9 protein-coding genes are annotated in these 25,177 nt (G+C 48.0%); 8 read left to right on the forward strand and 1 reads right to left on the reverse strand.

Features of this window, described 5'->3' with window-relative positions:
- Positions 1-5 precede the first annotated feature (5 nt).
- The 6 genes from Q0R57_RS08435 (at position 6) to Q0R57_RS08460 (ending at position 20,046) form a co-directional block, all read left to right on the forward strand.
- Positions 6-5,579, forward strand: a complete 5,574-nt coding sequence (locus tag Q0R57_RS08435) for a hypothetical protein (protein WP_294745967.1) — start codon at positions 6-8, stop codon at positions 5,577-5,579.
- A 37-nt stretch (positions 5,580-5,616) separates the two neighbouring features.
- Positions 5,617-11,454, forward strand: coding sequence for an FN3 associated domain-containing protein (locus Q0R57_RS08440; protein WP_294745968.1), 5,838 nt, complete (start codon positions 5,617-5,619; stop codon positions 11,452-11,454).
- A 12-nt stretch (positions 11,455-11,466) separates the two neighbouring features.
- Positions 11,467-15,447, forward strand: a complete 3,981-nt coding sequence (locus Q0R57_RS08445) for an InlB B-repeat-containing protein (RefSeq protein ID WP_294745970.1) — start codon at positions 11,467-11,469, stop codon at positions 15,445-15,447.
- 161 nt (positions 15,448-15,608) lie between these two features.
- Positions 15,609-19,334: a DNA polymerase III subunit alpha gene (dnaE, locus tag Q0R57_RS08450; RefSeq protein ID WP_294745973.1), complete on the forward strand. Its 3,726-nt coding sequence runs from the start codon at positions 15,609-15,611 to the stop codon at positions 19,332-19,334.
- A gap of 75 nt (positions 19,335-19,409) precedes the next feature.
- Positions 19,410-19,724, forward strand: a complete 315-nt coding sequence (gene trxA, locus Q0R57_RS08455; protein WP_294745975.1) for a thioredoxin — start codon at positions 19,410-19,412, stop codon at positions 19,722-19,724.
- Position 19,725: 1 nt separating this feature from the next.
- Complete coding sequence (locus tag Q0R57_RS08460) at positions 19,726-20,046, forward strand: hypothetical protein (protein ID WP_294745978.1); 321 nt, start codon at positions 19,726-19,728, stop codon at positions 20,044-20,046.
- Positions 20,047-20,102: 56 nt separating this feature from the next.
- On the opposite strand, the gene fucP is transcribed toward Q0R57_RS08460, so the two are convergent.
- Positions 20,103-21,437, reverse strand: coding sequence for an L-fucose:H+ symporter permease (gene fucP, locus Q0R57_RS08465; protein ID WP_294745981.1), 1,335 nt, complete (start codon positions 21,435-21,437; stop codon positions 20,103-20,105).
- A 116-nt stretch (positions 21,438-21,553) separates the two neighbouring features.
- On the opposite strand from fucP, the gene Q0R57_RS08470 reads away from it, so the two are divergent.
- Together Q0R57_RS08470 and Q0R57_RS08475 are read left to right on the forward strand one after the other, a co-directional pair.
- Positions 21,554-24,271, forward strand: coding sequence for a bifunctional fucokinase/fucose-1-phosphate guanylyltransferase (locus Q0R57_RS08470; RefSeq protein WP_294745984.1), 2,718 nt, complete (start codon positions 21,554-21,556; stop codon positions 24,269-24,271).
- Positions 24,272-24,278: 7 nt separating this feature from the next.
- On the forward strand, positions 24,279-25,067 hold the full coding sequence (locus Q0R57_RS08475) for a GSCFA domain-containing protein (RefSeq protein ID WP_294745990.1): 789 nt from the start codon (positions 24,279-24,281) through the stop codon (positions 25,065-25,067).
- Positions 25,068-25,177 lie beyond the last annotated feature (110 nt).

Below are 25,177 nucleotides of genomic sequence, written 5' to 3' on the forward strand. Positions count from 1 at the left end.
ACGATATGAAACACAAAGGTATTTTTAAGAGGTTGTCGCTATTGACCCTCTTGTTGATTGCCGGCTTCACGAGCGCTATGGCACAGTCGCTCTATATGGAAGGCTTTAAGATCAACGCCGGTGACACCAAGACCGTAACGGTTGCTCTGGCCACTGATGGCTACGACATCTATGGTCTGCAAACCGATATTGTGCTGAGTAATGGACTATACCTCGATGGCGACCCAGTCGCCGTCGAGGGGGCCATGGCAGACCCTAATCCCAGCATCAGCTGCAAGTGGATGGACAACAAAACCATCCGTGTGGTGATGTTATCGTTGAATGCCAAGGTCTTTATGCCTGGTAAAACAAACGTCATCCAGCTTAATGTGGGATGCACAGAGAATTTCGTTGGTGGAACTATTAAGCTGACGAATTCTCGTCTCACCATTAGTAATTATGGTGATGAGGTTTATGTTTCTAACTTCTCTGCCAAGATTACTACTGATCAAGAGGTTCAGATTCCTGAGGGCGTCTGGGGTGACATTCCTGAGCCACAGGGTCTGGAGTTTGTCGATGAGATTAGTTTCGATGGTTCTTGGTATTATCTCTACAACCCCGAAGGCAAAAGATTCTTCGCCAGCGGCAACGAGTGGAGTACTCGTGCCAGCCTGGCCCAGTTTGGCTATCCCGTTTGGTTCCAAGAGGCTACTGAGCCTGATGCTCCTGAAGGTTCTTACGAGTTCTGGGATGTGGTAGAACACCCTGACCGTTATCTGGGTGAGAATAATATTTTCACTGACTATGATGGTGGAACATGGGTGGACCATGGTTCACAGGACAACTACTCTTGGTTTGTGATACCTGTTGGCGATGGCTTCTATCGTCTGCAGAATGCTTCATTGATTCAGAGAGATGAAAACTATGAGGGCAGATACCTGGGATGGAACGGTACTGGTGATAACCGCCTGTATATGATTTATCCAGAGGAAGGTCATGCTGTTGACTGGAGGTTCGTAACCTATGACTCTTATCAGAATTTCATTAGTTCTGAAGAATATTATGAATATTCACAACTTGCAGAAAATGGCGCTCTTGGTCAAAGGTTGTATGAGCTTTTGGTTGATGCTAAAGAGTTGGACATCAATATTGTTAGGTGGCTGGAGGTTTATATGAATACTGATAGCAGCTATGGTGAACTACAGAGTGCTATCAGCGAGATTTCCACCTATATTAGTTATAAGATCCGCCTGAGAGATGCTGTCGAGATGGCTGCTGAAGTTCGCGTTGATGTTTCTGAGTATCAAGGCGTTTACGATAATCCTGAAGCAGAGTTGGAGGAGATGGAAAATGCCTATTATAATGTGCAGGATGCCATCGACGTCATGAATAACTTCTTGAATCTTGTTGAAAAGTCACGCGAAATGCTGACCATGCCTGACTTCCAGGGATTGGATGCGACTCAGGAGCTGGCCGATTATCTGAATGGCGAACTGGCAAAGTTGCTCGAAGCCACGATGACCCGTGAGGAGATCTATATGGCTACTGAGACAATCAAGAATCTGAGAGAGATCATGATCGAGGAGTCGAAGGGTGTGGTTTATGATGGTAAGGATGTGACCTACCTGATAGAGAACCCAGGATTCGATGATGATTGGAATATCGACTCTGGTTCTGCAGAAGGTTGGAATATTGACAACTATTCTGGAAGAACTCTGACTCGTGGTCCTCTCGGACAGAACAATAAGGACCTGATGGAGAATGCCCTTGGCTATATGAACTACTGCTTCGAGGCTTGGCACAACTACAACTGGGATGTATGGCAGGAGTTGACTAATCTGCCTGTTGGTATGTACGAGTTGCAGGTTCAGGGTTATGTACGTTGCGAGGTTCCTGGATATACCCGTGGTGATGATATCAATCCTAACTATCCTTCACCCGTATACCTCTATATGAATAACGCTCTGAGCTCATTCCCAAGTGTTTATTCTGAGAGCCCTGCCGACTATGGTAAGGAAATGGTTGAGGTTGAGTCTTGGTATCAGGAGGAAGTCAATGGCAACTTCTATCCCAACTCAATGGGTGCTGCTGCACAGTGCTTTGGCTGGGGTATGTATAAGACCACTGCCTATGGTTTGATAGCAAGAGAAGGTGATATCTTCCGTATTGGTGTGAAGATGAACAAGAATCAGGACTGGTGGTGTATCTTTGATAACTTCAAGTTGACATATCGCACCCCGACTGCTGAAATCGTACAGCCAATCCTTGAAACTGAACTGGCTAAGTTGGATCTTTCTCGTCCTATGGGTAAAGATATCTATGAGTTGATTTCAAATTTGAAGACTACTGCCCAGAATGCTATTGATGCACAGGATGGACAGGTTATGTTCAATGTCCTGACTCAGGCTTATGACTTGAATGCTGATTATTTGGAGTCGGTAGCTCTGTTTGTAGAACTGCAGCGTGCTGTTGATACCTTCGTTGAGGCTATTAATAGATCAGAGAATCAGGATGCTATTAATCAGGCAGACGCTCTGGCAGGTGAAATCTATAATGGTATTAATAACCATACCATCTATGACAATCAGGTTTATGAGTACATCGATCAGATGAACAACCTGTATACTGCTTTGGCTTTGCCTGCTGACTGGGCAAGTGCTTCTGACAAGAATCCTATCGATCTGACAGCTGTTATCAAGAATCCGAGTTTCGAGAACGAGTGGGGTGAGAGTACTGACGAGGGTTGGATGAATCCTGGTAATCTGGGTAACGACGACATTCAGCGTTCTGCTCTTGCTATGGAGTTCTGGGAGACAGATTACAATATGTATCAGGATATCCAGGGACTGCCCGAGGGTACCTACATGATAACTGTTGATGCTTGGGACCGTGTTGGTTACAATGAAAACAACTACTATTCTTGGCTTGAAGACAATCGCTACACTAATTCTTACCTTTATGGTATGAATGGCGATGGCAAAGTGTATAATGCTCGTATTGCCAACATGATGAAGGCCGCTCCAACAGAGGATCCTGGTATGGAAGGAATCTATGAGTATGAATTAGATGGCAATATCTACTACCTGCCAAATACTCTCGTTGGTGGTAAGGGCCTCATTGATTTGAATCCTGGTGCTTACACCAACAAGGTGATTGTGAATGTAGGTCCTGATGGATACCTGCGTATTGGTGCTTTGAGAAACGAATGGACTTCCGACGGCTGGACGGTTATGGATGACTTCAAGCTCTATTACTTCGGTAAGAACAGCTCTAGACAGCCTGGTGAGGTGATTGATATTGACTTGGCTTCTGTTATCAAAGAGGCTAACGACCTGCTCGGCATGTATATGCAGACTTCTCTGCAGACAGAACTGCAGCAGCTGGTTGACACCTATAAGGATGCTACTGATGCCGCTGAGATGGAAGAGGGTTATCAGTTGCTGACCAACTGTATTATCCGTGTTCGTGAGAATATCAACGCTTACGCTAACCTGGCTGAGGTAATCAACGCTGTGAAGCAGCGTCTGGCTAATGGTCAGAACATGGACGAGGACGTTGTAGCTGAGGCTACCGCTTTCGTAGCTACGGCTGAGGCTGCTTACGTGGCTCGCGAAATCAACACCAGAGTGGCTAATGAGTACGCTAACAGGCTGTATACCCTGTTAGACCAGCTCTATGCTGTATTCGCTACTGTAACGATCGAGATTCCTGGAACACTTGCCGATACATTATATAGTGTAGCTGGTGATCCTTGGAACCTGCAGGGTCTGAAGGTGAAGGGCGCGATGAACGAAGATGACCTCTACTTCATCAGTAACCTGTATAACCTGAGACTGCTCGACTTGGCTGGTACGAACCTGGAGAAGATGCCTAACTGGATCTTTGAGTATCGCGACAACCTGCAGAAGGTGGAACTGCCCGCTACGCTGTTGTTTATGGGATATGGCGCATTCGATGGCTGCTATAACCTGCAGTCTTTGACGCTCCATGCTGCTGTTCCTCCTTATGGAACCGACAGAGCTACATGGAGTTGGGGTTACAACCTCTATGTGCCTGCAGTCTCTGTTCAGGCTTACCAGAACAACGAATTATGGAATAACTGGAACATTCAGGGCATCGACGAGCTGCCTGAGAAGTACCACGCTATTACTAACTTCCAGGTAACATGGCCTGAGACTCAGATTAACGACTCTGTTCAGTACAAGCCCGATATGCGTATCGGTCAGTATAACCTGGGTGGAAACTATGATTACACTTACGGTGCTGTCATAGTAAATTCTGATAAGAACAATACGGTATCACTCGGACAGTTCACCATCGTTTATGATCCGAACGTAGAACTGAACCAGCGCTACTATTGGGGCTACAGTGACTACTCTGGCAACGGTTCGCTGCTGAACTATGCAGAAAACATGCGTGCCGACAACGTGACTGTTGACTACTGGGTACGTCGCGACAGATGGACATTCTTCTCACTGCCGTTCGATGCTCAGGTTTCTGAGATTGGACTGAACTTCGAGAACACACCGTTCGTTATCCGTAAGTATGATGCAGCTGCTCGTGCCGCTGGCAATATGAACGAGACTTGGGTGAACATGACTGCCGACAGCGTGCTGCATGCTGGTGAGGGTTACATCCTCCAGAGCACCGCAATGGACTATGATGAGGCTTATCGTGAATACAACGGATTCTTCTTCAAGGCCATGCAGACCACCAACAAGAACAATATCTTTGCTAGTGACGACGTAGAGGTGCCACTGAAGCAGTTCGCAAGTGAGTTCGCTCATAACCAGAACTGGAACCTCATTGGTAACCCATATCCTTGCTACTATAACATTCAGGGTATGCAGACCAATGCTCCTATCACCGTTTGGAACCAGGGATCTCAGAACTACGAGGCTTACTCGCCTCTGGATGATATCTATGTGCTGAATCCTGGTGAGGCATTCTTCGTACAGCGTCCTGTCAACGAGAGTTCTATCGTATTCATCGAGGAGGGCCGTCAGGCTCGCCGCGACCAGGTGAACTACGACCTCGTGGCTGGTGCACGTAGTGCCGTGAAGGCTGCCGATCGCTATGTGTTCAACATCACCATCAGTGATGGAGAGACTACCGACCGTACACGTATCGTGCTCAACGAAGAGGCTAAGGCTGGCTACGAGCAGGATAAGGATGCTTCGAAGTTCATGAGCTTGAGCGACGAGGTGGCTCAGATCTACTCTGTAGCTGATGCTAAGTATGCTATCAATGAGCGTCCGATGGCTAACGGTGAGGTGAAGCTGGGTGTACACTTCGGCAAGCAGGGTACCTATACCATCGCACTCAACACGAAGGTTGATGCCGAGGTAGTGCTGGTTGACCTGCTCACTGGCAAGGAGATTCGTCTCGACGGCTCTGAGGGTTATACCTTCGAGGCTAATGAGGGCGATACCGAGGACCGCTTCGTGGTTCGCTTCGCTGGTGGTCAGCTCACTGGTATCCAGACCATTGCCAATGGCAATTCTGATAATGAGAAGTATTACAACCTCAACGGTATGCAGATTGAGCAGCCGAAGAAGGGTCTCTACTTGAAGAACGGCAAGAAGGTCGTTGTGAAGTAAGGAAAATGTATTCTAGGACATAAAAAACAATGTCATTATGAATAGGTTATTAAGTATATTCGTGTTGTGGCTCTGCCAACTTGCGCTCTTTGCGCAAGCTGGCTCGGCCGACAGCATACCTGGGCCTGACCTGGGTACCTATGAGCTGACGCTGAAGTCGTCGCCTCAAGGTGTGGCGGGTTTCAACTATAGTAACAAGAGTCAGATTCTGGCAGGTAGTCGCATTTGGGTCTATGCCTATGTGCAGGACAACTTCGTGCTCGACTACTGGCTGATGAACAATGAACAGGTGCCTTCTGAAGGCTATGGAATTGAGTTCACCATGCCAGAGAATGACGTGACCCTGACAGCAGTATGTCACTATGATCCGATGAGCCCGGAAAATCCACAGGCTGTAGGAGAAAGGTATTGGGTGACACTGGAATCACAACCTAAGGGTGCCGGCTCGTTCAACTGGGCCGAAAAGACCAAGTGTGAGGAAGGAAAAATCTATACCGTCATTGCATACAACCGTTATGGCTTTGACTTCAAGGGATGGAAGAACTCTGAGGAACAGTGGATATCTTTTGACCAGTCTTATAAGTTCACCATGCCTTCACAGGCTATCACGCTGACGGCTGTCTATGAGTACAATCCGCAGAATCCTGGTAACCCCAGAAAGAACTATTTCAACGAGGAAACGGGTGAGGTCATTATCGATGACTTTAATCCTGGCGACCTGTGGAGTGCCTTCTGGGAAGTGACGCAGGGTAACTACGAGGGCGTTAAGTCTATTACAGTGGCTGGAATGGTGGAAGACTGGGACTGGTATATCGCTAATGAGTCTCGCAGTTGTACCACTTTGGACTTCAGTCGCACTAACGCTACCTTCATTCCTTCTTGGCAATTTGAAGGAAACGGCACTCTGGAGACCATCATGCTGCCTGCTTCACTGGAGAGTATAGAGTGGTGTGCGTTCTATAACTGCACAGCACTCTCGACAATCGGCTGTCATGCTGTGGTTCCACCCGTTGTTGACCCAACGGCATTCGATGGTGTTAACCCCGATATGGTGACGGTCTATGTGCCTTCTAAGTCGGTGTCTCTCTATCAGGCTGCTGATGTGTGGAAGGACTTCACGATTCTGCCTTTCCAGGAAGAAGTGAAGTCGCTGACGGTGGGTCTGCCCGAGGAAGAGGCTCCTTTATATAAAGATATGTATATAGAGCTGCTGAACCTGAAGAACGGACAGCGCATGCGTTATGTGATTACTGACCGTGTGGTCTATACGTTCTACAACCTGCTTCAGAACACTAGCTACAACGTTTATCTGAAGAATGCTCAAGACTTTGTGCTGGGTGAGATAGACAATGTAGAGATTGTTGATAAGGACAAGAGCGTGACGTTCGAGAACCTGCTGGTTCCACGTAAGGTGCTGGCTAAGGTGCTGACACCAGAAGGAGCTGATGTCACAGAGAAGGCCACTGTTATATGGTCTAGCGACAAGGGCGTATTCATGACTCGTGGTACAGAACTGGCCAACCAGTTGAGAGGTACAATGGTCAAGGTGAGCGTTCAGCTGTCGCAGGAGCTGGCCATGAAGTATCTCATGGTTCCCGATTCTCTCTATGAGGTGAGAGATGCGGCTGACAATGTCGTGAACATCACCCTTGAGGAGATCCCGCAACTGACCATTGGTGGTCTGGTACGTAATGTCAAGACTGAACAGCCATTGGCTGGAGCTACGATTTCTGTCAGTCAGATGCTCAACGGACTCTACTCACAGGCATTCACTACCAAGACCAATGAACAGGGCCAGTGGAGTCAGAAGGTATTTGCTGCTCCCACCGAGGTTACTGCTTCGAAGACCAACTTCGTGAGCCAGAGTCTGGCAATGCCGACACCGCTCGTGGAGGTGCCTACCTTTGATTTGAAGGACATCAACGGTACGATGATCTACCTGAACGTCACCTATACCGACGTTGATGGTAATACGAAGAACTCGTACGACGACATGTCTAATGTAACGTTCGCTGTCTATAATGAGGCTACTGGTGAGCAGTATACTGAGATGAATCTGCAGTTCCCGCAGATTGTGCTCATGGACTCTCACGCTCAGGGCACCCAACTGCGTGTCGTGGCTACCAGTAAGAACGAAAAGTTCATGCCTGTAGAGGTGGTGGGCACTGTAGGTGCCAACGACCGTGCCGATGTGACTGTTGCTATCAAGCAGCTTGGTGGCATCAAGGCTACGTACATCAGAACCGACAACCCGACAGTAGTAGGTATTCTTTATGACAGCAATGGACGTCTGGTTAAGAAGTATGACTATAGTGAGAAATCTCTTACTATCAGTGATCTGAAAGATGGTAACTACACGCTGGTGACGATGGCTGGTAGCCAATTCTTCAACAGTATCTATACCATTGGTCAATTCACGGAGTCTGGCCTGCGTCAGGGTGTTGACTACATGAAGAACAATGTGGCTGTTAAGAGTGGTAAGATGACCAATGTCGCTAATCAGATTATTCCTTATCTCGACGAGACCAAGTTGTATTACACCTCTGACAACACTTCGTTCTCTGTGAACAAGAACCAGATTACCGCTGGTCAGTATCTCACGGTGAGCGCTCATCTCGACTTCAAGTCGAAGTATGTAAGCGGTATCAGCGATGTGAAACTGATTGTCGGTCTGCCTGAGCAGAGCTCATTTGTGGATAATTCAGTGATGTATGGCAACGCTACAATTGGCTATACCTATGCCGACCATGTGGTTACTATTCCTCTGGATAGTTATGACGAGCGCATACGCTTCTGCTTCATTCCTCTGGCAGGTGGTGAATATAGTGCAGCTGCAGCTGTGCAGTTCACATTCGATGGACGCACCATCACTCAGCCTATTGGTAATGCCAGCTTCACGGTGAAGAACTTGTCGCTGACCGTGCCTGCAGTGGTGGCCAGCACAAAGGTGCCTGTGAGCGGAACAGCTATGAGCAAGGCAACCGTAAAGGTTTATGTTGATGACGTGATGCTGGGACAGACCGTGGCTCTGGCTAACGGTTCTTGGGCAACGACCGTCGAACTGGATAATCCTGAGAGTCCGTCAGTACACAATGTGTATGCAGTGGTGACCACTCAGCAGGGTGCAGAGATGGTTTCTGAGACCCAGCAGGTGAAGTACGATGAGGATGCTATCCAGGTGGAAGGCGTGACCATGTACTATACTAACCCAGAAGAGAACTGGTGGCAGGGTAAGAACTACGAGTTGCTGTTCAACTTCCTTACGCCGTCGGTAGTGCCTCTGCGTTATACCTATTATATATATAACCGTTCGTTCACCTTCGCTATCCGCTTCAACAATAATGATGCTTCAATCATTACCAAAGTGATTCTGGAAGTGAAGACTGGTGATGGTGTGTGGAATCCGTTGGAGGCCGTCTACAACGCTAATAAGGGTTGCTGGATTGCCTATGGCGAGTTCGGTAATATGTATGATGGTATTGTACCAGTCAATGTACGTGTAAGATACTGGATTGGAGGTTATGAGTACTTGGTTATCTATCCTGGACCGAACTGCGATGTGCCTATCGACCCGTCAGGCTATGTCTACGAGGCTGTAAGCACCAACCGTGTACAGGGTGTCACCGCTACTATCTATTATAAGGAGACGGTGGAAGACCAGTATGGCGACCTGCATGAGAATATCGTGCTCTGGAATGCTGAGGAGTATGCTCAGGAGAACCCGCTGTTCACTGATGAGAATGGTATGTATCGCTGGGATGTTCCTCAGGGATTATGGCAGGTGAAGTTCGAGAAGGAAGGTTATCAGACCGTCTACTCAGAATGGCTGCCCGTGCCTCCGCCACAGCTCGACGTGAACATTGCCATTATTCAGCTGATGCAGCCTCAGGTGCTGAAGGCCAGTGCTTCGAAGGATGGCGTGGAGATTGAGTTCGACAAGTTCATGGATATCGAGACACTGAATACCGATAACATCGAAGTAACATGCAACGGTGAGAAGGTTGAAGGTAAGATCGAACTCGTCAATGAGGAGAATGTCAGCGAGGATAGTGAGCAGACCTACGCTTCGAAGGTTCGCTTCGCACTACTTGATGACAAGGAACTGCTTCCTACCGACGAGGTAACCATCTCTGTCAAGAGCTTGGTGAAGAGCTATGCCGGCGTGACGATGCAGGATAACTTCTCTCAGGACTTCGAGGTCGTGAAGAAGGTACGTAGCATCTCTACTTCTGACAATGAGGTGAACGTGGCATTCGGTGGTCAGCGTACGCTGAAGGTGGCTGCATTGCCTGCTGACGCCTCAAAGGGTAAGAAACTCACTGTGAAGTCGCTCTCTGCTGCTATTGCCAAGACAACTGTCAACGAAATGACACTTGATGAAAATGGTGAGGCAGAGATCGTGATTACTGGTGAGATGCCTGGTCAGACTGTCCTGACCTTCAAGGTTGAGGGTGTGGACGATGTGGAAGGTCGTCTGACTGTCAATGTGAAGGATGAGGCTCGACTGATAACGATTGCTCCGAAGGCCTCACGTGTCTCTGGCACAGAAGTCTATCGCGGCACTCAGATTCATCTGAGCAGTGAGACAGAGAGCGCAGTCATTTATTATACACTCGATGGCTCTGAACCTACAGATCTGTCTATCAAGTATGATGACGAGGCTCCTATCACGATTGCTAATGACATCACAATCAAGGCTATTGCTAAGGGTCATGACCTGCTCGATAGTGAGGTGAAGACATTCACTTATACGTTGAAGCGTACAACCGTTGGTTATCAGATGCCAGAGGGTTGGTCGTGGATCTCACACAATCTGGAAGAGCCCGTGGCTGCCAATGCGTTCAAGGAGAATGCTGAGCGTATCATGAGTCAGACTCAGGAGTTGATCAATGATCCTGTGGCCGGTCTGGTGGGTAACCTTACTGAACTGCTGCCTACCGAGGCTTATAAGGTGAAGGTTTCTGCTCAGACAGTTAACAGCCTGCAGGGCTTTGAGTTCAACGCTACGACAAGCACTGTACCTGTAGAGATTGGTTGGAACTGGATTGGCTATCCTGTCAACCAGGTGATGACCATCGACGAGGTATTTGAGTTCTTCGGTGCTCAGGAAGGCGACTATGTGCTGGGTCAGGATGGCTTCGCAGAGTATGTGGATGGCCAGTGGAAGGGTACCCTCGAGGGCATGAAGCCTGGTCAGGGTTATCTCTACAAGTCATCGGTGAAGGGCGAGCTGCTGTTCAATACCACGATTGTATCTAATGCTGCAAGTCGTGTGGGTAAGTTCAACTACCTGATGAACAGCCCGTGGGCTCCCGCCAAGTACGCTTATCCTGATGTGATGCCGTTGACGGCTCACCTCTATGACGGTGGTGTGAAGGTAAATGCCGATGAGTATGTGGTTGGCGCATTCGCTGGTACCGAGTGCCGTGGCGTGGGCATCTGGAAGGATGACCGACTGCTGATGAGCATCTACGGACAACCTGGCGACGAGATCACCTTCGTGGCCATTCAGACCGCTACAGGTAACTGCTATGACCTGACAGAGCAGATGGGCTTCCAGGCTGACAATGTCGGCACATGGAGCATGCCGTCGACACTGACTATCGGTGGTCAGGTAACAGGTATTGAGAAGATGTACGACAAACTGACTGTGACACCTGCCGTGGCTCGCGATTATATCATCGTTTCTGCTGGCGGTCATGAGATCAGCAACCTCACTCTGACTAATATGAGTGGTAAGAACGTGCTGTCACTCTCTAACCTGGGAAAGAGCGCCACTGTTACTACAGGTCAGTTGCCGGCTGGTGTCTATATCGCCACTGTGCAGGCTAATGGCAAGTCGTACTACAAGAAGATTTTGAAAGTTAATAAATAAACGATTCCGACCATGACAAAGTTCATTGAAAAAATACTGGTATGTCTGATTATGGCACTGTGGGCTCCGGCCCTCAGTGCCCAGACGCACTTCACTTTTGATTACCGCCAGTACCAATACGATATGACAGTCTACTTCGTGTTGAAAAACAATAGTCAGCTTGTTGAAAGTCCAGCTGATAAATACGAGGTGGGTGCTATCGTAAACGATGAGTGTCGTGGCGTGGGTGAGTTTGTTGATACTCAAGACGCCAGCGGGCAGCCATTGAAGTACGGTTATCTGCGTGTTTACAGCAATGTGAAAGAAGGAGAATTTGTTATCTTCAAGTTATATGACAAGGCGACGGGAAAAGTGGCAGAGGTGACCGACGAGAGTTTCGCTTTCACACCTGATGCCGTTATCGGCATGCCATCTACCCCTCGTGTCTTTAACGTTGACAAAGCTGTAATCTATTGTACTGTTGAAGTGAATTCGGCTAACCCCGAAATGGGAACAGTGAAAGGTGGCGGTGTATGTGTTGAGGGCGTTCCTGTGACGCTGACCGCAAAACCTGTTGAGGGTCACGTATTCGTCAAATGGTCTGACGGATCAACTGACAACCCCTATGTATATGTTCCAACGGGTAATGCAGAATTGACTGCTACGTTTGCTATTGGAAAGTACACCATGACATTCGTGAAGGATAATGGTCAGGAAAATGAGGTGTTGGCAGACCTTGAGTATAACACACCTCTGGCTGCGCCGGCAAACTTCCGAAAGAAGGGTTTTACTTTCTTAGGATGGGAACCTGAAGTGCCAGAGACGGTACCAGGACAGGATATGATCTTCACGGCACAGTGGGAGCGTAACCACTATAAAGTGACGTGGGTGATTGAAGGTGAGAGCACCGAGGTGGACTATGCCTATGAGGATGTTCTCAACATCCCAGCAGTTCCTGCAAAGACTGGTTATAGTTTTGCCGGATGGTCGCCTGAAGTACCTGAGACCATGCCTGCTCAGGATGCTACCTATACAGCTCAGTATGCAATCAATCAGTATGCGATGACGTTCGTCCTTGACAACGGTGAAGAAAATCTCGTTATCAAGCAGGACTATAACTCTGTATTGACGGCTCCTGCCGACCCGGAGAAGGAAGGCTTCACGTTTGCTGGATGGGATATGGAGATTCCAGAAAATATCCCTGCTACAAACATGACGTTTACTGCCCAGTGGGAACGCAATAGCTATACCGTGACGTGGGTTGTTGACGGACAAAGCAAGAGCTCAACTCTGCTGTATGATACACCTATTGCCCAGCCGGCAGATCCTGAAAAGGAAGGTTATACCTTCAAGGGCTGGACACCTGTCGTGCCAGAGCGTATGCCAGCAGAGGATGTGATCTACACGGCCATGTTTGGTGTCAATACTTATGCCATTGTATATGTAATTAATGGTAAAGAAGAACATCGCGACTCGCTGAACTATGGACAGCTCATCAGTCTTTGGAATTATGTTCCTCAGAATGATGACATCTTCAATGGTTGGAAGTGTGATCAGGCTGAGTTGTATACCACAGTACCTGCGCACGACGTTTACTTCTGGGACGAATTGACACCTGTTTACACTATCACAGTGTCTTCGGCCGATGAAGAGAAGGGTACTGTGATTGGTGGCGGTAAGTATGCCAAAGGTACATTTGTTACGCTGACAGCAAAGCCCAATGAGGGATATCAGTTCGTTAGCTGGTCTAACGAAACTGCAGTGAATCCTTATGTCTTTGCTCCTACTCAAGACTCGACATTGACGGCTACTTTCGCACCGAAGTCCTATAACATGACATTCGTGCTGGATAATGGTTCGAATGATGTCGTCATACCACAGCTCTATAACACAGCGTTGACGGAACCTGATGACGTGAAGAAGGAAGGCTTTACCTTCAAAGGTTGGAATCCTGCTTTGCCAGAAAAGGTTCCTGCTACTGACATGACATTCACCGCCATTTGGGAGCGCAACAACTACAAGTTGACTTGGGTCGTTGACGGCGTTAGCACCGAGTCGACTGTGGCATACGATTCTTATATCACCCTGCCGGAAGACCCCGCGAAGGAAGGCTTTACTTTCACAGGATGGGATCCTACCGTTCCTGAGAAGATGCCAGCTGCAGACCAGACGTTCACTGCTAAATGGCAGCGTAACACCTACAAAGTGACGTGGATTGTTGATGGTGAGGCCACTGTAGTTGAGTATGACTATGAGGCTGATATTAACAAACCGACAGATCCAGAGAAGGAAGGCTTTACTTTCACAGGCTGGAGTCCTGAGGTGCCTGAGAAGACTCCCGCATCTGACCTGACATTTACCGCTCAGTGGCAGCGTAACAGCTACAAGCTGACGTGGGTGGTCGATACGGTGAGCACCGAGTCTGTGGTTCCGTTCGAATCCTTTATCATTAAGCCTGCTGATCCTGAGAAGGAAGGATTCACATTCACTGGATGGGATCCTGCCGTTCCAGAGCAGATGCCAGCATCAGACCAGACGTTTACTGCTCAGTGGTCACGTAACCATTATAAGGTGACGTGGATTATTGAGGGCGTGAGCACCGAGGTTGATTATGCTTATGAAGACAGCATCAAGAAGCCTGCTGATCCTGTAAAGGTTGGCTATACCTTCCTGGGTTGGTCACCTGAGGTGGCAGAGACGATGCCGGCACAGGATTTGAGATATACTGCACGTTTCGCTATCAACTCGTATGCGATGACCTTCGTACTCGGTAATGGTGAGGAGGATGTGGTTATCACTCAGGAGTATATGACACCGCTGACAGCTCCAGAGAATCCTACAAAGACTGGATGCACCTTCTTGGGCTGGAATCCTGAAGTGCCTGACAGCATTCCTGCATCTGACATGACATTCACTGCCCAATGGCAGCCCAATACCTATAAGGTGACATGGATTGTTGAAGGTCAGTCAACGGTGAAGGAAGTGGTCTATGGAACTCCTATAGAGAAACCGACAGACCCGACGAAGGAAGGTTATACTTTTACCGGTTGGACACCAGAGATACCTGATTCCATGCCTGCTAACGACCTGACATTCACAGCTCAGTTCTCGATTAACCAGTACAAGATGACGTTTGTCTTCGACAATGGTGCTGAGGATGTCGTGAAGACTCAGGATTATGGTACTGATTTGACGGCTCCTGCCGACCCGGAGAAGGTTGGCTTCACGTTCAAGGGTTGGAATCCTGCTGTACCTGCAACGGTACCTGCATCTGATATGACGTTCACTGCTCAGTGGGAACGTAATATCTATAAGGTGACATGGATTGTCGAAGGTCAGTCAACGGTGAAGGATGTTGCTTACGGTGCTCCCATCGAGAAACCGACAGATCCGACAAAGGAAGGTTATACCTTTATTGGTTGGACTCCAGAGGTGCCTGTGACGATGCCTGCTAACGACCTGACATTCACAGCTCAGTTCTCGATTAACCAGTACAAGATGACGTTTGTCTTCGACAATGGTGCTGAGGATGTCGTGAAGACTCAGGATTATGGTACTGATTTGACGGCTCCTGCCGCCCCGGAGAAGGTAGGCTTCACGTTCAAAGGCTGGGATCCAGCTGTTCCTGCCACAGTTCCTGCAAAGGATATGACATTCACCGCCCAGTGGGATCGTAATGTCTATGCTGTTATCTATATGGTACATGGCAAGGAATGGCAGCGTGATAGCTTGGCATACGAGGCTCCCATCCAGCTGCGTACTTATAGTGAGGACGGCTGGACCTTCAATGGCTGGGTAAGCGATGCTACCTATGTAACTATGCCTGCTCATGATGTGGTTTACACTGCAGATATTACGTCTGGCATTGCCACCATCCTTGCTGGCAAGTCGGAAGTGGATGTTTACACGCTTCAGGGCCGTCTGGTAGCTCGCAGAATGCCTGTGGCTCAGATTCGCAAGACCTTGCCTCGTGGTGTCTATATCATTGAAGGAACGAAGGTGGTCATCAGATGATTAAAGGTTCATGTAGACCATAAGGTCAGTCTACTGAATAAAGTGTTCAGACGGATGCAGAATATTTTTCCTGCATCCGTCTTGTTTGTTTAAGGAAAAATGATTAACTTTGCAGAAAAATTATTCGTAAGAGAAAAAGAATAGCAATCTGCGAGAGAGGAATGGAAGATTTCATACATTTACACGTACATACATATTATTCTATACTTGATGGACAGTCAAAGATTAAGAATCTAGTAGACAAGGCCATCAAGGACGGCATGCGCGGCATGGCCATTACCGACCATGGCGACATGTTCGGCATCAAAGAGTTTCATGACATCGTGAATGGTGTCAACAAAGACCGGAAGAAAGAGGGTCTGGAACCCTTTAAGCCGATTTTTGGCTGCGAGATGTATGTGTCGCGAAATGGTTCTAAGACGTTGCGACGAGGCAAGGAGGACCAAAGCGGCTATCACCTCATTGTGCTGGCAAAGAACTATCAGGGTTATAAGAACCTGATTAAGTTAGTGTCGAACTCATGGGTCGATGGCTATTATATGCGTCCCCGTACCGACCGTGAAGACTTGGAGAAATATCATGAAGGACTGATTGTTTGCTCTGCCTGTATTGCTGGTGAGGTGCCTAAGAAGATCCTGGATGGTAATATGGCTGGGGCTCGTGAGGCTATAGAATGGTATCATCGTGTGTTTGGTGATGACTACTATCTGGAACTGCAGCGCCATGAGGTGAAGGACCCGTCAGTTCGTGCCAATCGTGAGACGTTTCCTCTGCAGCAGCAGGCCAATAGGGTGCTCATAGAATTGGCACGTGAGTATGGAATCAAGCTCGTTTGTACCAATGACGTGCATTTCGTGGATAAAGAAAATGCCGAGGCTCATGATCATTTGCTTTGTCTTTCAACGGGTAAGGACCTGGATGATCCTACTCGTATGCTCTACTCTAAGCAGGAGTGGTTTAAGACTCAGGCAGAGATGAATGAGATATTCAGTGATGTTCCTGAGGCTTTGTCGAACACGTTGGAGATTCTTGATAAGGTAGAGATCTACAGCTTGGACCATGACCCCATCATGCCGTTCTTCCCCATTCCGGAGTCGTTTGGTACGGAAGACGAGTGGCGGAAGAAGTTCACGGAGGATGACCTGTATAAGGAGTTTACCAGTGATGAGAATGGCGAGAACCAGTTGGCACCAGAGGAAGGGGAGAAGAAGATTAAGAAGCTGGGTGGCTACGATAAGATTTACCGCATCAAGTTCGAGGCTGATTATCTGGCTAAACTGGCGTATGAAGGCGCTTATCGCCGTTATGGCGAGCCATTGCCGCAGGATGTGGAGGACCGTATCCGGTTTGAACTACACATCATGAAGACGATGGGCTTCCCGGGTTACTTCCTCATCGTGCAGGACTTTATCAACTCGGCACGTGATGAACTGGATGTCATGGTGGGGCCAGGACGTGGCTCCGCAGCTGGTAGTGTGGTGGCCTATTGTCTGGGAATTACGAAGATTGACCCGCTGAAGTATGATTTGCTGTTTGAGCGTTTCCTGAATCCCGACCGTATATCGTTGCCTGATATCGATACTGACTTCGATGATGACGGACGTGGTAAGGTGCTGAAATGGGTAGAAGATAAATATGGACATGAGAACTGTGCCCATATCATTACTTATGCTTCTATGGCCACGAAGAACTCTATTAAGGATGTGGCCCGTGTAGAGAAGGTGCCATTGGCTATCAGCAACGCCTTATGTAAAGCCATCCCCGACCGTCTGCCAGATGTTGACGGTAAGACGCCGAAGATGAATCTGGCCAATGCCATCAAGGCAGTGCCGGAATTGCGTGAGGCAGAGGCTTCTCCTGATCCTGCCCTGGCTAATACCATCAAATATGCTAAGATGCTTGAAGGTACCGTTCGTGGTACTGGCATTCATGCCTGTGGCTTTATCATCTGTCGTGATCCTATCAGTGACTGGGTTCCTGTGTCAACTGCCGATGACCCTGACTTTAAGGATACAAAGACCAACTGCACTCAGTATGACGGACATGTCATTGAGTCGACGGGACTGATTAAGATGGACTTCCTGGGATTGAAGACACTTTCGGAGTTGAAGGAGGCCTGTGCAAATATCAAACAGACGTTGGGTATAGATGTAGACCTTGACACCATACCTATTGATGATCCCAAGACTTATGAGCTCTATCAACAGGGACGTACCGTCGGAACCTTCCAGTTTGAGTCGGCAGGTATGCAGAAATATCTGCGAGAACTGAAACCTACCGTCTTCGAGGATCTCATCGCCATGAACGCCTTGTATCGTCCAGGCCCCATGAGTTATATTCCGCAGTTCATTCGCCGTAAGCATGGTGAGGAGCCTATTACCTATGATATCCCCATCATGGAGAAATATCTAAAGGATACTTATGGCATTACGGTTTATCAAGAGCAGGTGATGCTCCTGTCGCGTCTGTTGGCTGATTTCACCCGAGGTGAGAGCGATGCCCTGCGTAAGGCCATGGGTAAGAAGAAAAAGGATATCGTAGATGCGATGAAGCCGAAGTTCATTGAGGGCGGTAAGAAGAACGGACATGACCCGAAGGTGTTGGAGAAAATATGGGCCGACTGGGAAGCATTTGCATCTTATGCGTTTAATAAGTCGCATGCTGCCTGCTATTCATGGGTGGCTTACCAAACGGCTTATATGAAGGCAAACTATCCTGCCGAGTTCATGGCAGCCATCATGAGTCGTCGACGTGACCAGATAACGGAAATTACCAAGCTGATGGACGAATGTAAGGCAATGGGTATTGCCACGCTTGGTCCTGATGTGAATGAGTCGTACCAGAAGTTTGGTGTGAACAAGAAAGGTGAGATACGTTTTGGCTTGGCGGCAATTAAGGGTTTGGGCGACAGTGCTGCTCAGGCAATTATTGATGAGCGCGAGAAGAACGGTCCCTATAAGGATATCTATGACTTTGCACAGCGTGTGCCATTCTCCAGCGTCAACCGTAAGGCTTATGAGTCGTTGGCACTCAGCGGCGGCTTCGATAGCTTTGGCATACGCCGTGAGGCTTTCTTTGCCGAGAACAATAAAGGTGAGGCTTTCCTCGATACGTTGGTGCGCTATGGCCAGACTTATCAATTGGAAAAACAGCAGGCTGTCAACTCGTTATTTGGTGGCTTCGACGATGTGGAGATTGCTACGCCGCCAGTGCCTAAGACAGATGTGCGTTGGAGTGATATAGAACGTCTGAACAAGGAGCGTGACCTGGTGGGTATTTATCTGTCAGCCCATCCGCTTGATGAGTTCCGTATCATTCTTGATAATCTTTGTAATGCTCGTTGTGAAGAATTGGCTGATAGAGGGGCTGCATTGAAGGACCGTGAAGACATTACGTTGGGAGGTATTGTTACTGCTGTTCAAACTAAGACAGGCAGAGACAATAAACCTTGGGGGTTGGTAACCCTTGAGGATTTTAACGGGTCGGGTGAACTCGCTCTCTTTGGTGATGACTGGTTCAACCTCAACGGAAAGTTCTTTGTAGGAGCCGCAGTTTATATCACAGGTAAGATGAAGTCACGTTTCTATAATTCCGACGTTAAAGAACTGAAGGTCGTCAATGTGGAATTGTTGCAGTCGGTTAAGGAGAAGGCAATTGATCATATCACCATCACGGTAATTACCGATCAAATAGATGACAAGGTGGTCGAAGAACTGGATGAGATTATTGCGGAGCATCCTGGAAAGACACAATTGTTCTTCCGGTTGCATGACTCTTTGGGTAAGCATCATGTACTGTTGCATTCGAAAACTAAAATGGTTGACGTGAAGCACCAGCTCATCGATTTTATTGACTCGAAACCCGCATTGGACTATAAGATTAATTAGCTGCCCATCTTGGCATGGCATTTGCTGTTAGTGTATTGAGAGAATCATTTATGTATCATTTAAATTAATAGAGTTATGGAAGTACAGATCACAAACGAGAACTTTGAGGCCCTGAAAAATGGAGAACTGCCTTTGGTGTTGGATTTCTGGGCTACATGGTGTGGTCCTTGCCGCATGGTGTCACCCATCCTGTCTGAACTGGCAGAGAAATACGATGGAAAGATCATCGTAGGAAAGTGCGATGTAGAGGAAAATGAGGAACTGGCTGCCGAGTTCGGTATTCGTAATATTCCTACTATCCTGTTCTTTAAAGGTGGAGCGCAGGTCGACAAACTGGTCGGCGCTCAGTCGAAGGCAAAATTCGAAGAGAAAATAGAAGCATTACTCTAAGATGGCAAGTATTGACGAGGAGTTGCTGCAGGATATGGAGGAAACCCGCCGCGAGATAGCCTTTATCCGTGAGCAGTTGCCTACTGACCTGAAGGAACTGTATAGCGATGCCCAGCTGGAATGGATTATAGACACCATTGCCACCTATTTCTATGAGAGTGGTATTTTGGAGTCTAATGATGACGAGGTAGATGTGGATATCGATGAGGTGTCAGACTATCTGTGTCGTCAGGCTGTGGCTGAAGGTATGCCGAAATTGCAAGCTGATGAGGTACGCTTCGTCGTAGAGGCTGACCTTGATTTTCAGGAAGCGAATATCTGACTTGTTATCAGAAAGAAAGAGATGGGAGACTTTTTTGAGGTCTCCCATCTCTTGTTTTATACATGCCGTTCTGAGTCTGGTGGCAAGATATAATGCCTGATGTAAGCCCTGTGGCCGTAAATGGCTATCACAATAAAACAGATGAAGGGGACGATAAATGACAGGTTGGTGGAAGAGACACCGAACAGTGTGATGTCAGAGTCTATAATCAGAGCCTGAAGTGGCGGGAATACTGAACCGCCAAGGATAGCCATGATGAGACCTGCGCCAGCAAACTTGACATTGTCGCCTACGCTGCGTAGAGCTATTCCATAGATGGTCGGGAACATCAACGACATACAGGCCGATATGCCCACCAGACAATAGAGACCGTCGCGGCCGGTAAATAGGATGACGCCTGATACCAAAGCAATTGCAACAATGGCAAGGAGTGACAGTAGACGCCCTGCAGGGATGTATTTCAGGAACCATGTGCAGATGAACCTGCTTACGGTGAAGAATATCATAGCAATGATATTATATTTCTGCGAGAGAATCTCTGCGCTTTTCTCATCCATTCCCTCTTCCATGAAAACTCGCGTTCCATATTGTATGATAAAGGTCCAGCAAGTCACCTGGGCACCAACATAAAAGAACTGGGCAATGATACCCTCGCGATAGTTCTCTATCCTCAACAGTTCCCTAAAAGCGGAGGCAATGCTCTTGTTGGCTTTTGTCTCGCCGGCCTTCGGCATCTTATGGATTCTGATAAGCACTAATAATATCAAACAGGCGGCACCAAGACCTAGATAGGGACCAATCAGTACACTGAGATCGTTGTCTTTCAGATTATCAAATTGCAGGTCCGACAAGCTCATGCGTTGCTCTGTAGTCATCGGACTCATCTTGGCTTGTACGAACTGCATAGCTATGTACATACCCATCAATGCCCCGATAGGATTGAAAGCTTGCGCCAGATTGAGTCGTTGGGTGGCAGTCTCTTCGCTGCCCATACAGTAGATATAAGGATTACATGATGTCTCCAGAAACGACAAACCGCAAGTCAAGATAAAGTAGGCCAGCAGGAATGGATAGTACATGCCTGTCATCTTGGCAGGAAAAAACATAAATGAGCCTATGGCGAAGAGCGACAGTCCCACCAGCACACCCACTTTGAACGAATAACGCTGAATGAACATGGCGGCAGGGAAAGCCATTGCGAAGTAGCCTAGGTAGAAGGCAACTTGTACTAAGGCGCCCTCGGTGACGCTCATGCGGAAAATCTTTGAGAATGCCTTGACTATAGGGCCGGTCATGTCATTGGCAAATCCCCAAAGGGCAAAGCATGATGTGATAAGAATGAATGGTACCAGAAAGTTGATACCGTCTTTGGTCAGTATGCTCGGTTTCATTTCTTAGGTTGCTGTTTGGTTTGCTGTTAATTGTCGGCAAAATTACAATATTTTTTTCATAACAGAGGCTTTTCTTGTTGTTTTTTTGTATTTTTGCAGGCAAATAGCGAAAGGAAATGAAAAAACTTCTATCCCTGCCACCTAATCTGGTTAGAAAAGATGATGATGGCACAACAGTATTTCATCATATCACAGGCCTTTCTGCCGATGAGTTCTTTTGTACCTGCGACCCAGAAGGGCATCGTATAGGTAGCGGCGGTGGTACGGCCTGGCTGTTACAGCAGGCTTGCAAAGCTGAGCATGGCGCCTCGTTCGATAAATGGCTGGCCAGTGACAAGCGCATCTTGCTGCATGCCGGTGGACAGAGCAGACGTCTGCCGTCGTATGCGCCGTCAGGTAAAATCCTGACGCCGATACCAGTGTTCCGTTGGGAGCGTGGACAGCGACTATCTCAGGATTTGTTGTCTCTACAGTTGCCACTCTATGAGCAGATGATGGATAAGGCCCCCGATGATGTCCACACAATGGTTGTCAGTGGTGATGTGCTGGTCCGTACGTCTCAGCCTGTCGGTCCAGTGCCGCATGCCGATGTTATCTGCTATGGCCTATGGCTCGATGCCAGTGTAGCAAAGAATCATGGCGTCTTTGTTTCTGATCGTCGTACACCACAGGTTCTAAAGCAGATGCTTCAGAAGCCTAGTGTGGAAGAATTGCAGGCCTTGCAGCAACAGCATTTTTATCTCACCGATATTGGCGTATGGCTGCTTAGCGACAGAGCCGTGAAACTGTTGATGAAAAAATGTCTCAAAGAGAACCCCATAGGTCCCATGGACTCTATGAGTCCCATAACCTCTTACGACCTTTATTCAGAGTTCGGCCTTACGCTGGGTACCAATCCCGCCATTGACGATCCAGAACTTAATGCGCTGTCGGTGGCTATCGTACCATTGGCAGGTGGGGAGTTTTATCATTTCGGTACGTCGCGTGAGATGATCTCTTCAACGATGAAGCTGCAGAATGTGGTGTCTGACCAACGACTTATCATGCACAACGACCGCAAACCGCATCCTTCAATCTTTGTGCAGAATGCGATGATGGATATTGCTTTCTCTGCTGAGAATACCAATATTTGGATTGAAAACAGCTATATAGCAAAAGGTTGGCAACTAACGTCTGATCATATCGTGACGGGAGTGCCTAGGAATGAATGGCAGGTCTCTCTGCAACCTGGACAGTGTCTAGATGTTGTACCTATTGATTCTGATAAATATGTGGTACGCTGCTATCATATAGATGACCGCTTTGATGGCGCAGAACAGCAGCGGAAACAGTTCCCTGTGCTGAGGTTCGAAGATATTGAGGCTTATCTAAAGGGAGATATGTCTCATGTTTTGCGTCTGATGAGCGCTGAGGAGATATCGTCAGAGGCCAATCTCCAAAGGCTCTTCAAACAAAGAGCCGTCTTCCGCAGCCATGTGTGGCCGGCGTTGGCACTCAACTGGCAGCATAGCGTATTTTATCAGCTTGATCTTGATGATGCTGCCCGTGAGTTTGATGCGAATCATATTCCTATGCCCGAACCTCTTCCAGAGGAGGCTCCACTGATGACCCGCATCCATGATGCCATGTTCCGCGGTAACCGAGAACAGGCTTTCGGCTTGCTGCGTGAGGGACTTACTAGTCAGGTGTTGGCACAGCCACAGCAGCCTCGTCTCTCTGTCTATCGTGACCAGATAGTATGGGGACGTAGTCCTGTTCGCATAGATATCGCAGGTGGATGGACGGACACACCACCTTACTGTCTGTTGGAAGGTGGTAATGTTGTCAATCTGGCTATTGAGTTGAATGGTCAGCCGCCCTTGCAGGTCTATGTCAAACCGGCTAATGACCCCAAGATCATATTACGAAGCATCGACTTAGGAGCTTCCGAGGTGGTAGAAACCTACGAAGAGCTGCAACAATATAATAGGGTAGGGTCGCCATTCTCCATTCCTAAGGCTGCCCTGGCTTTGGCAGGCTTTGCACCTGCGTTCTCTGTGGAACGTTTCCCCTCGTTGAAGGCGCAACTGGAGGCTTTTGGTAGCGGCATCGAGTTGACATTGCTGTCTGCAGTACCTGCAGGTAGCGGCTTGGGCACCAGTTCCATTCTGGCTGCTACGGTGCTGGGTGCAGTAAGTGATTTCTGTGCATTGGCATGGGATAAGAATGAGATAGGTCGCCGTACGTTAGTGTTAGAACAGCTTCTCACTACAGGTGGCGGCTGGCAGGATCAGTTTGGTGGCGTTCTGGGCGGTGTCAAACTGCTGCAAACACAGAGCGGATTCATACAAGATCCCTTGGTGCGATGGTTGCCTTCAGATATCTATAACTCTCCGGAATATCGTCAGTGTCATTTGCTTTATTATACTGGTATTACCCGTACAGCCAAACAGATTCTTGCCGAGATAGTACGTCGTATGTTCCTGAATAATAGAGATGAGCTCGCTCTGTTGCGCCAGATGAAAGACCATGCCATGAATATGTATGAAGCCCTTCAGCGACAGGACTTCCAGCAGATGGGACAGTTGGTAAGGCAGACATGGGAGCAGAATCAGTTGCTGGATAGTGGTACTAATCCTGAAGCGGTGCGTCGCCAGACGGCATTAATCGACGACTTATGTCTGGGCTATAAACTGCCTGGCGCTGGGGGCGGCGGTTACCTTTATATGGTAGCGAAAGATCCGGAGGCGGCTGCTCGTATCAAAAAGATTCTCATGGAGAATAGAATTAACGACAATGCACGCTTTGTCGATATGTCGCTATCACATACTGGATTACAGATTAGTAGAAGTTGAATCGATGATGGAGTTTCGTACAGTTGTCAATATACCTAAGCCCGACTTTCAGATAGAACCTCTTGAGTCGATTCTCTTTGTGGGGTCATGCTTTGCCGACAAAATTGGTTATCGCTTTGAGGAAGAACGTTTTCCCGTCACGGTGAATCCTTTTGGCGTGATGTACAATCCCGCCTCCATCCTTCATACTGTTCAGCGGTGTGATGCGGCTCCTCGTATTGTGTTCTTTACGTTGGGCACCAATCACGTCTATCGTCTTAAGGAAACTGGCGAGATAGTGGATAACTGTCAGAAGCGTCCGCAGAACCTTTTTCAGGAGGAAGAGCTCACCATTGACCAGTGTGTCGATTATCTTTCGCAGGCAGCAGATGAATTGCATCGCCGTTGCCCGGATGTGCACATCGTCCTGACTGTCAGCCCTATCCGCTATGCTAAGTATGGCTATCAAGGTAGTCAGTTGTCGAAAGCAACCTTGTTGCTGGCAGCCCACCAGCTGACGAAAGAAAAGTCGTCCGTCTCGTATTTCCCTGCTTATGAGATAGTGCTCGATGAGTTGCGCGACTACCGTTTCTATCAGCCCGACATGCTTCACCCCTCTGATCAGGCGGTGGAGTATATATGGCAGCAATTTGTTGAAGTGTACTTTAGTCCTCGTGCTAAACAGTTCCTTCAGGAGTGGAAGCCTATCAAGGAGGCTTTGGCCCATCGTCCTTTCCATCCTGATAGCGATGCCTATCGTCAGTTTCTTGAAAAGACCCGGCATGACGAGAAGGAACTGCTTGCTCGCTATCAATAAGACCTCTTTTCTCTGTCTCTTTATATATATAAATAAGGTGTAAGTCATTTTGTGGTTTGACTTACATCAAGAGCGACAAAAAATTGTGTGCGATAACGAAATTTTTCTTG

Source organism: uncultured Prevotella sp. (assembly GCF_946407605.1).
Lineage (GTDB): Bacteria > Bacteroidota > Bacteroidia > Bacteroidales > Bacteroidaceae > Prevotella.

Coding starts and splice junctions, on each gene's coding strand:
- Q0R57_RS08460 (WP_294745978.1), top strand. CDS start 19,726: ATGGCAAGTATTGACGAGGAGTTGCTGCAGGATATGGAGGAAACCCGC.
- Q0R57_RS08440 (WP_294745968.1), top strand. CDS start 5,617: ATGAATAGGTTATTAAGTATATTCGTGTTGTGGCTCTGCCAACTTGCG.
- Q0R57_RS08475 (WP_294745990.1), top strand. CDS start 24,279: ATGGAGTTTCGTACAGTTGTCAATATACCTAAGCCCGACTTTCAGATA.
- trxA (WP_294745975.1), top strand. CDS start 19,410: ATGGAAGTACAGATCACAAACGAGAACTTTGAGGCCCTGAAAAATGGA.
- fucP (WP_294745981.1), bottom strand. CDS start 21,437: ATGAAACCGAGCATACTGACCAAAGACGGTATCAACTTTCTGGTACCA.
- Q0R57_RS08435 (WP_294745967.1), top strand. CDS start 6: ATGAAACACAAAGGTATTTTTAAGAGGTTGTCGCTATTGACCCTCTTG.
- Q0R57_RS08445 (WP_294745970.1), top strand. CDS start 11,467: ATGACAAAGTTCATTGAAAAAATACTGGTATGTCTGATTATGGCACTG.
- Q0R57_RS08470 (WP_294745984.1), top strand. CDS start 21,554: ATGAAAAAACTTCTATCCCTGCCACCTAATCTGGTTAGAAAAGATGAT.
- dnaE (WP_294745973.1), top strand. CDS start 15,609: ATGGAAGATTTCATACATTTACACGTACATACATATTATTCTATACTT.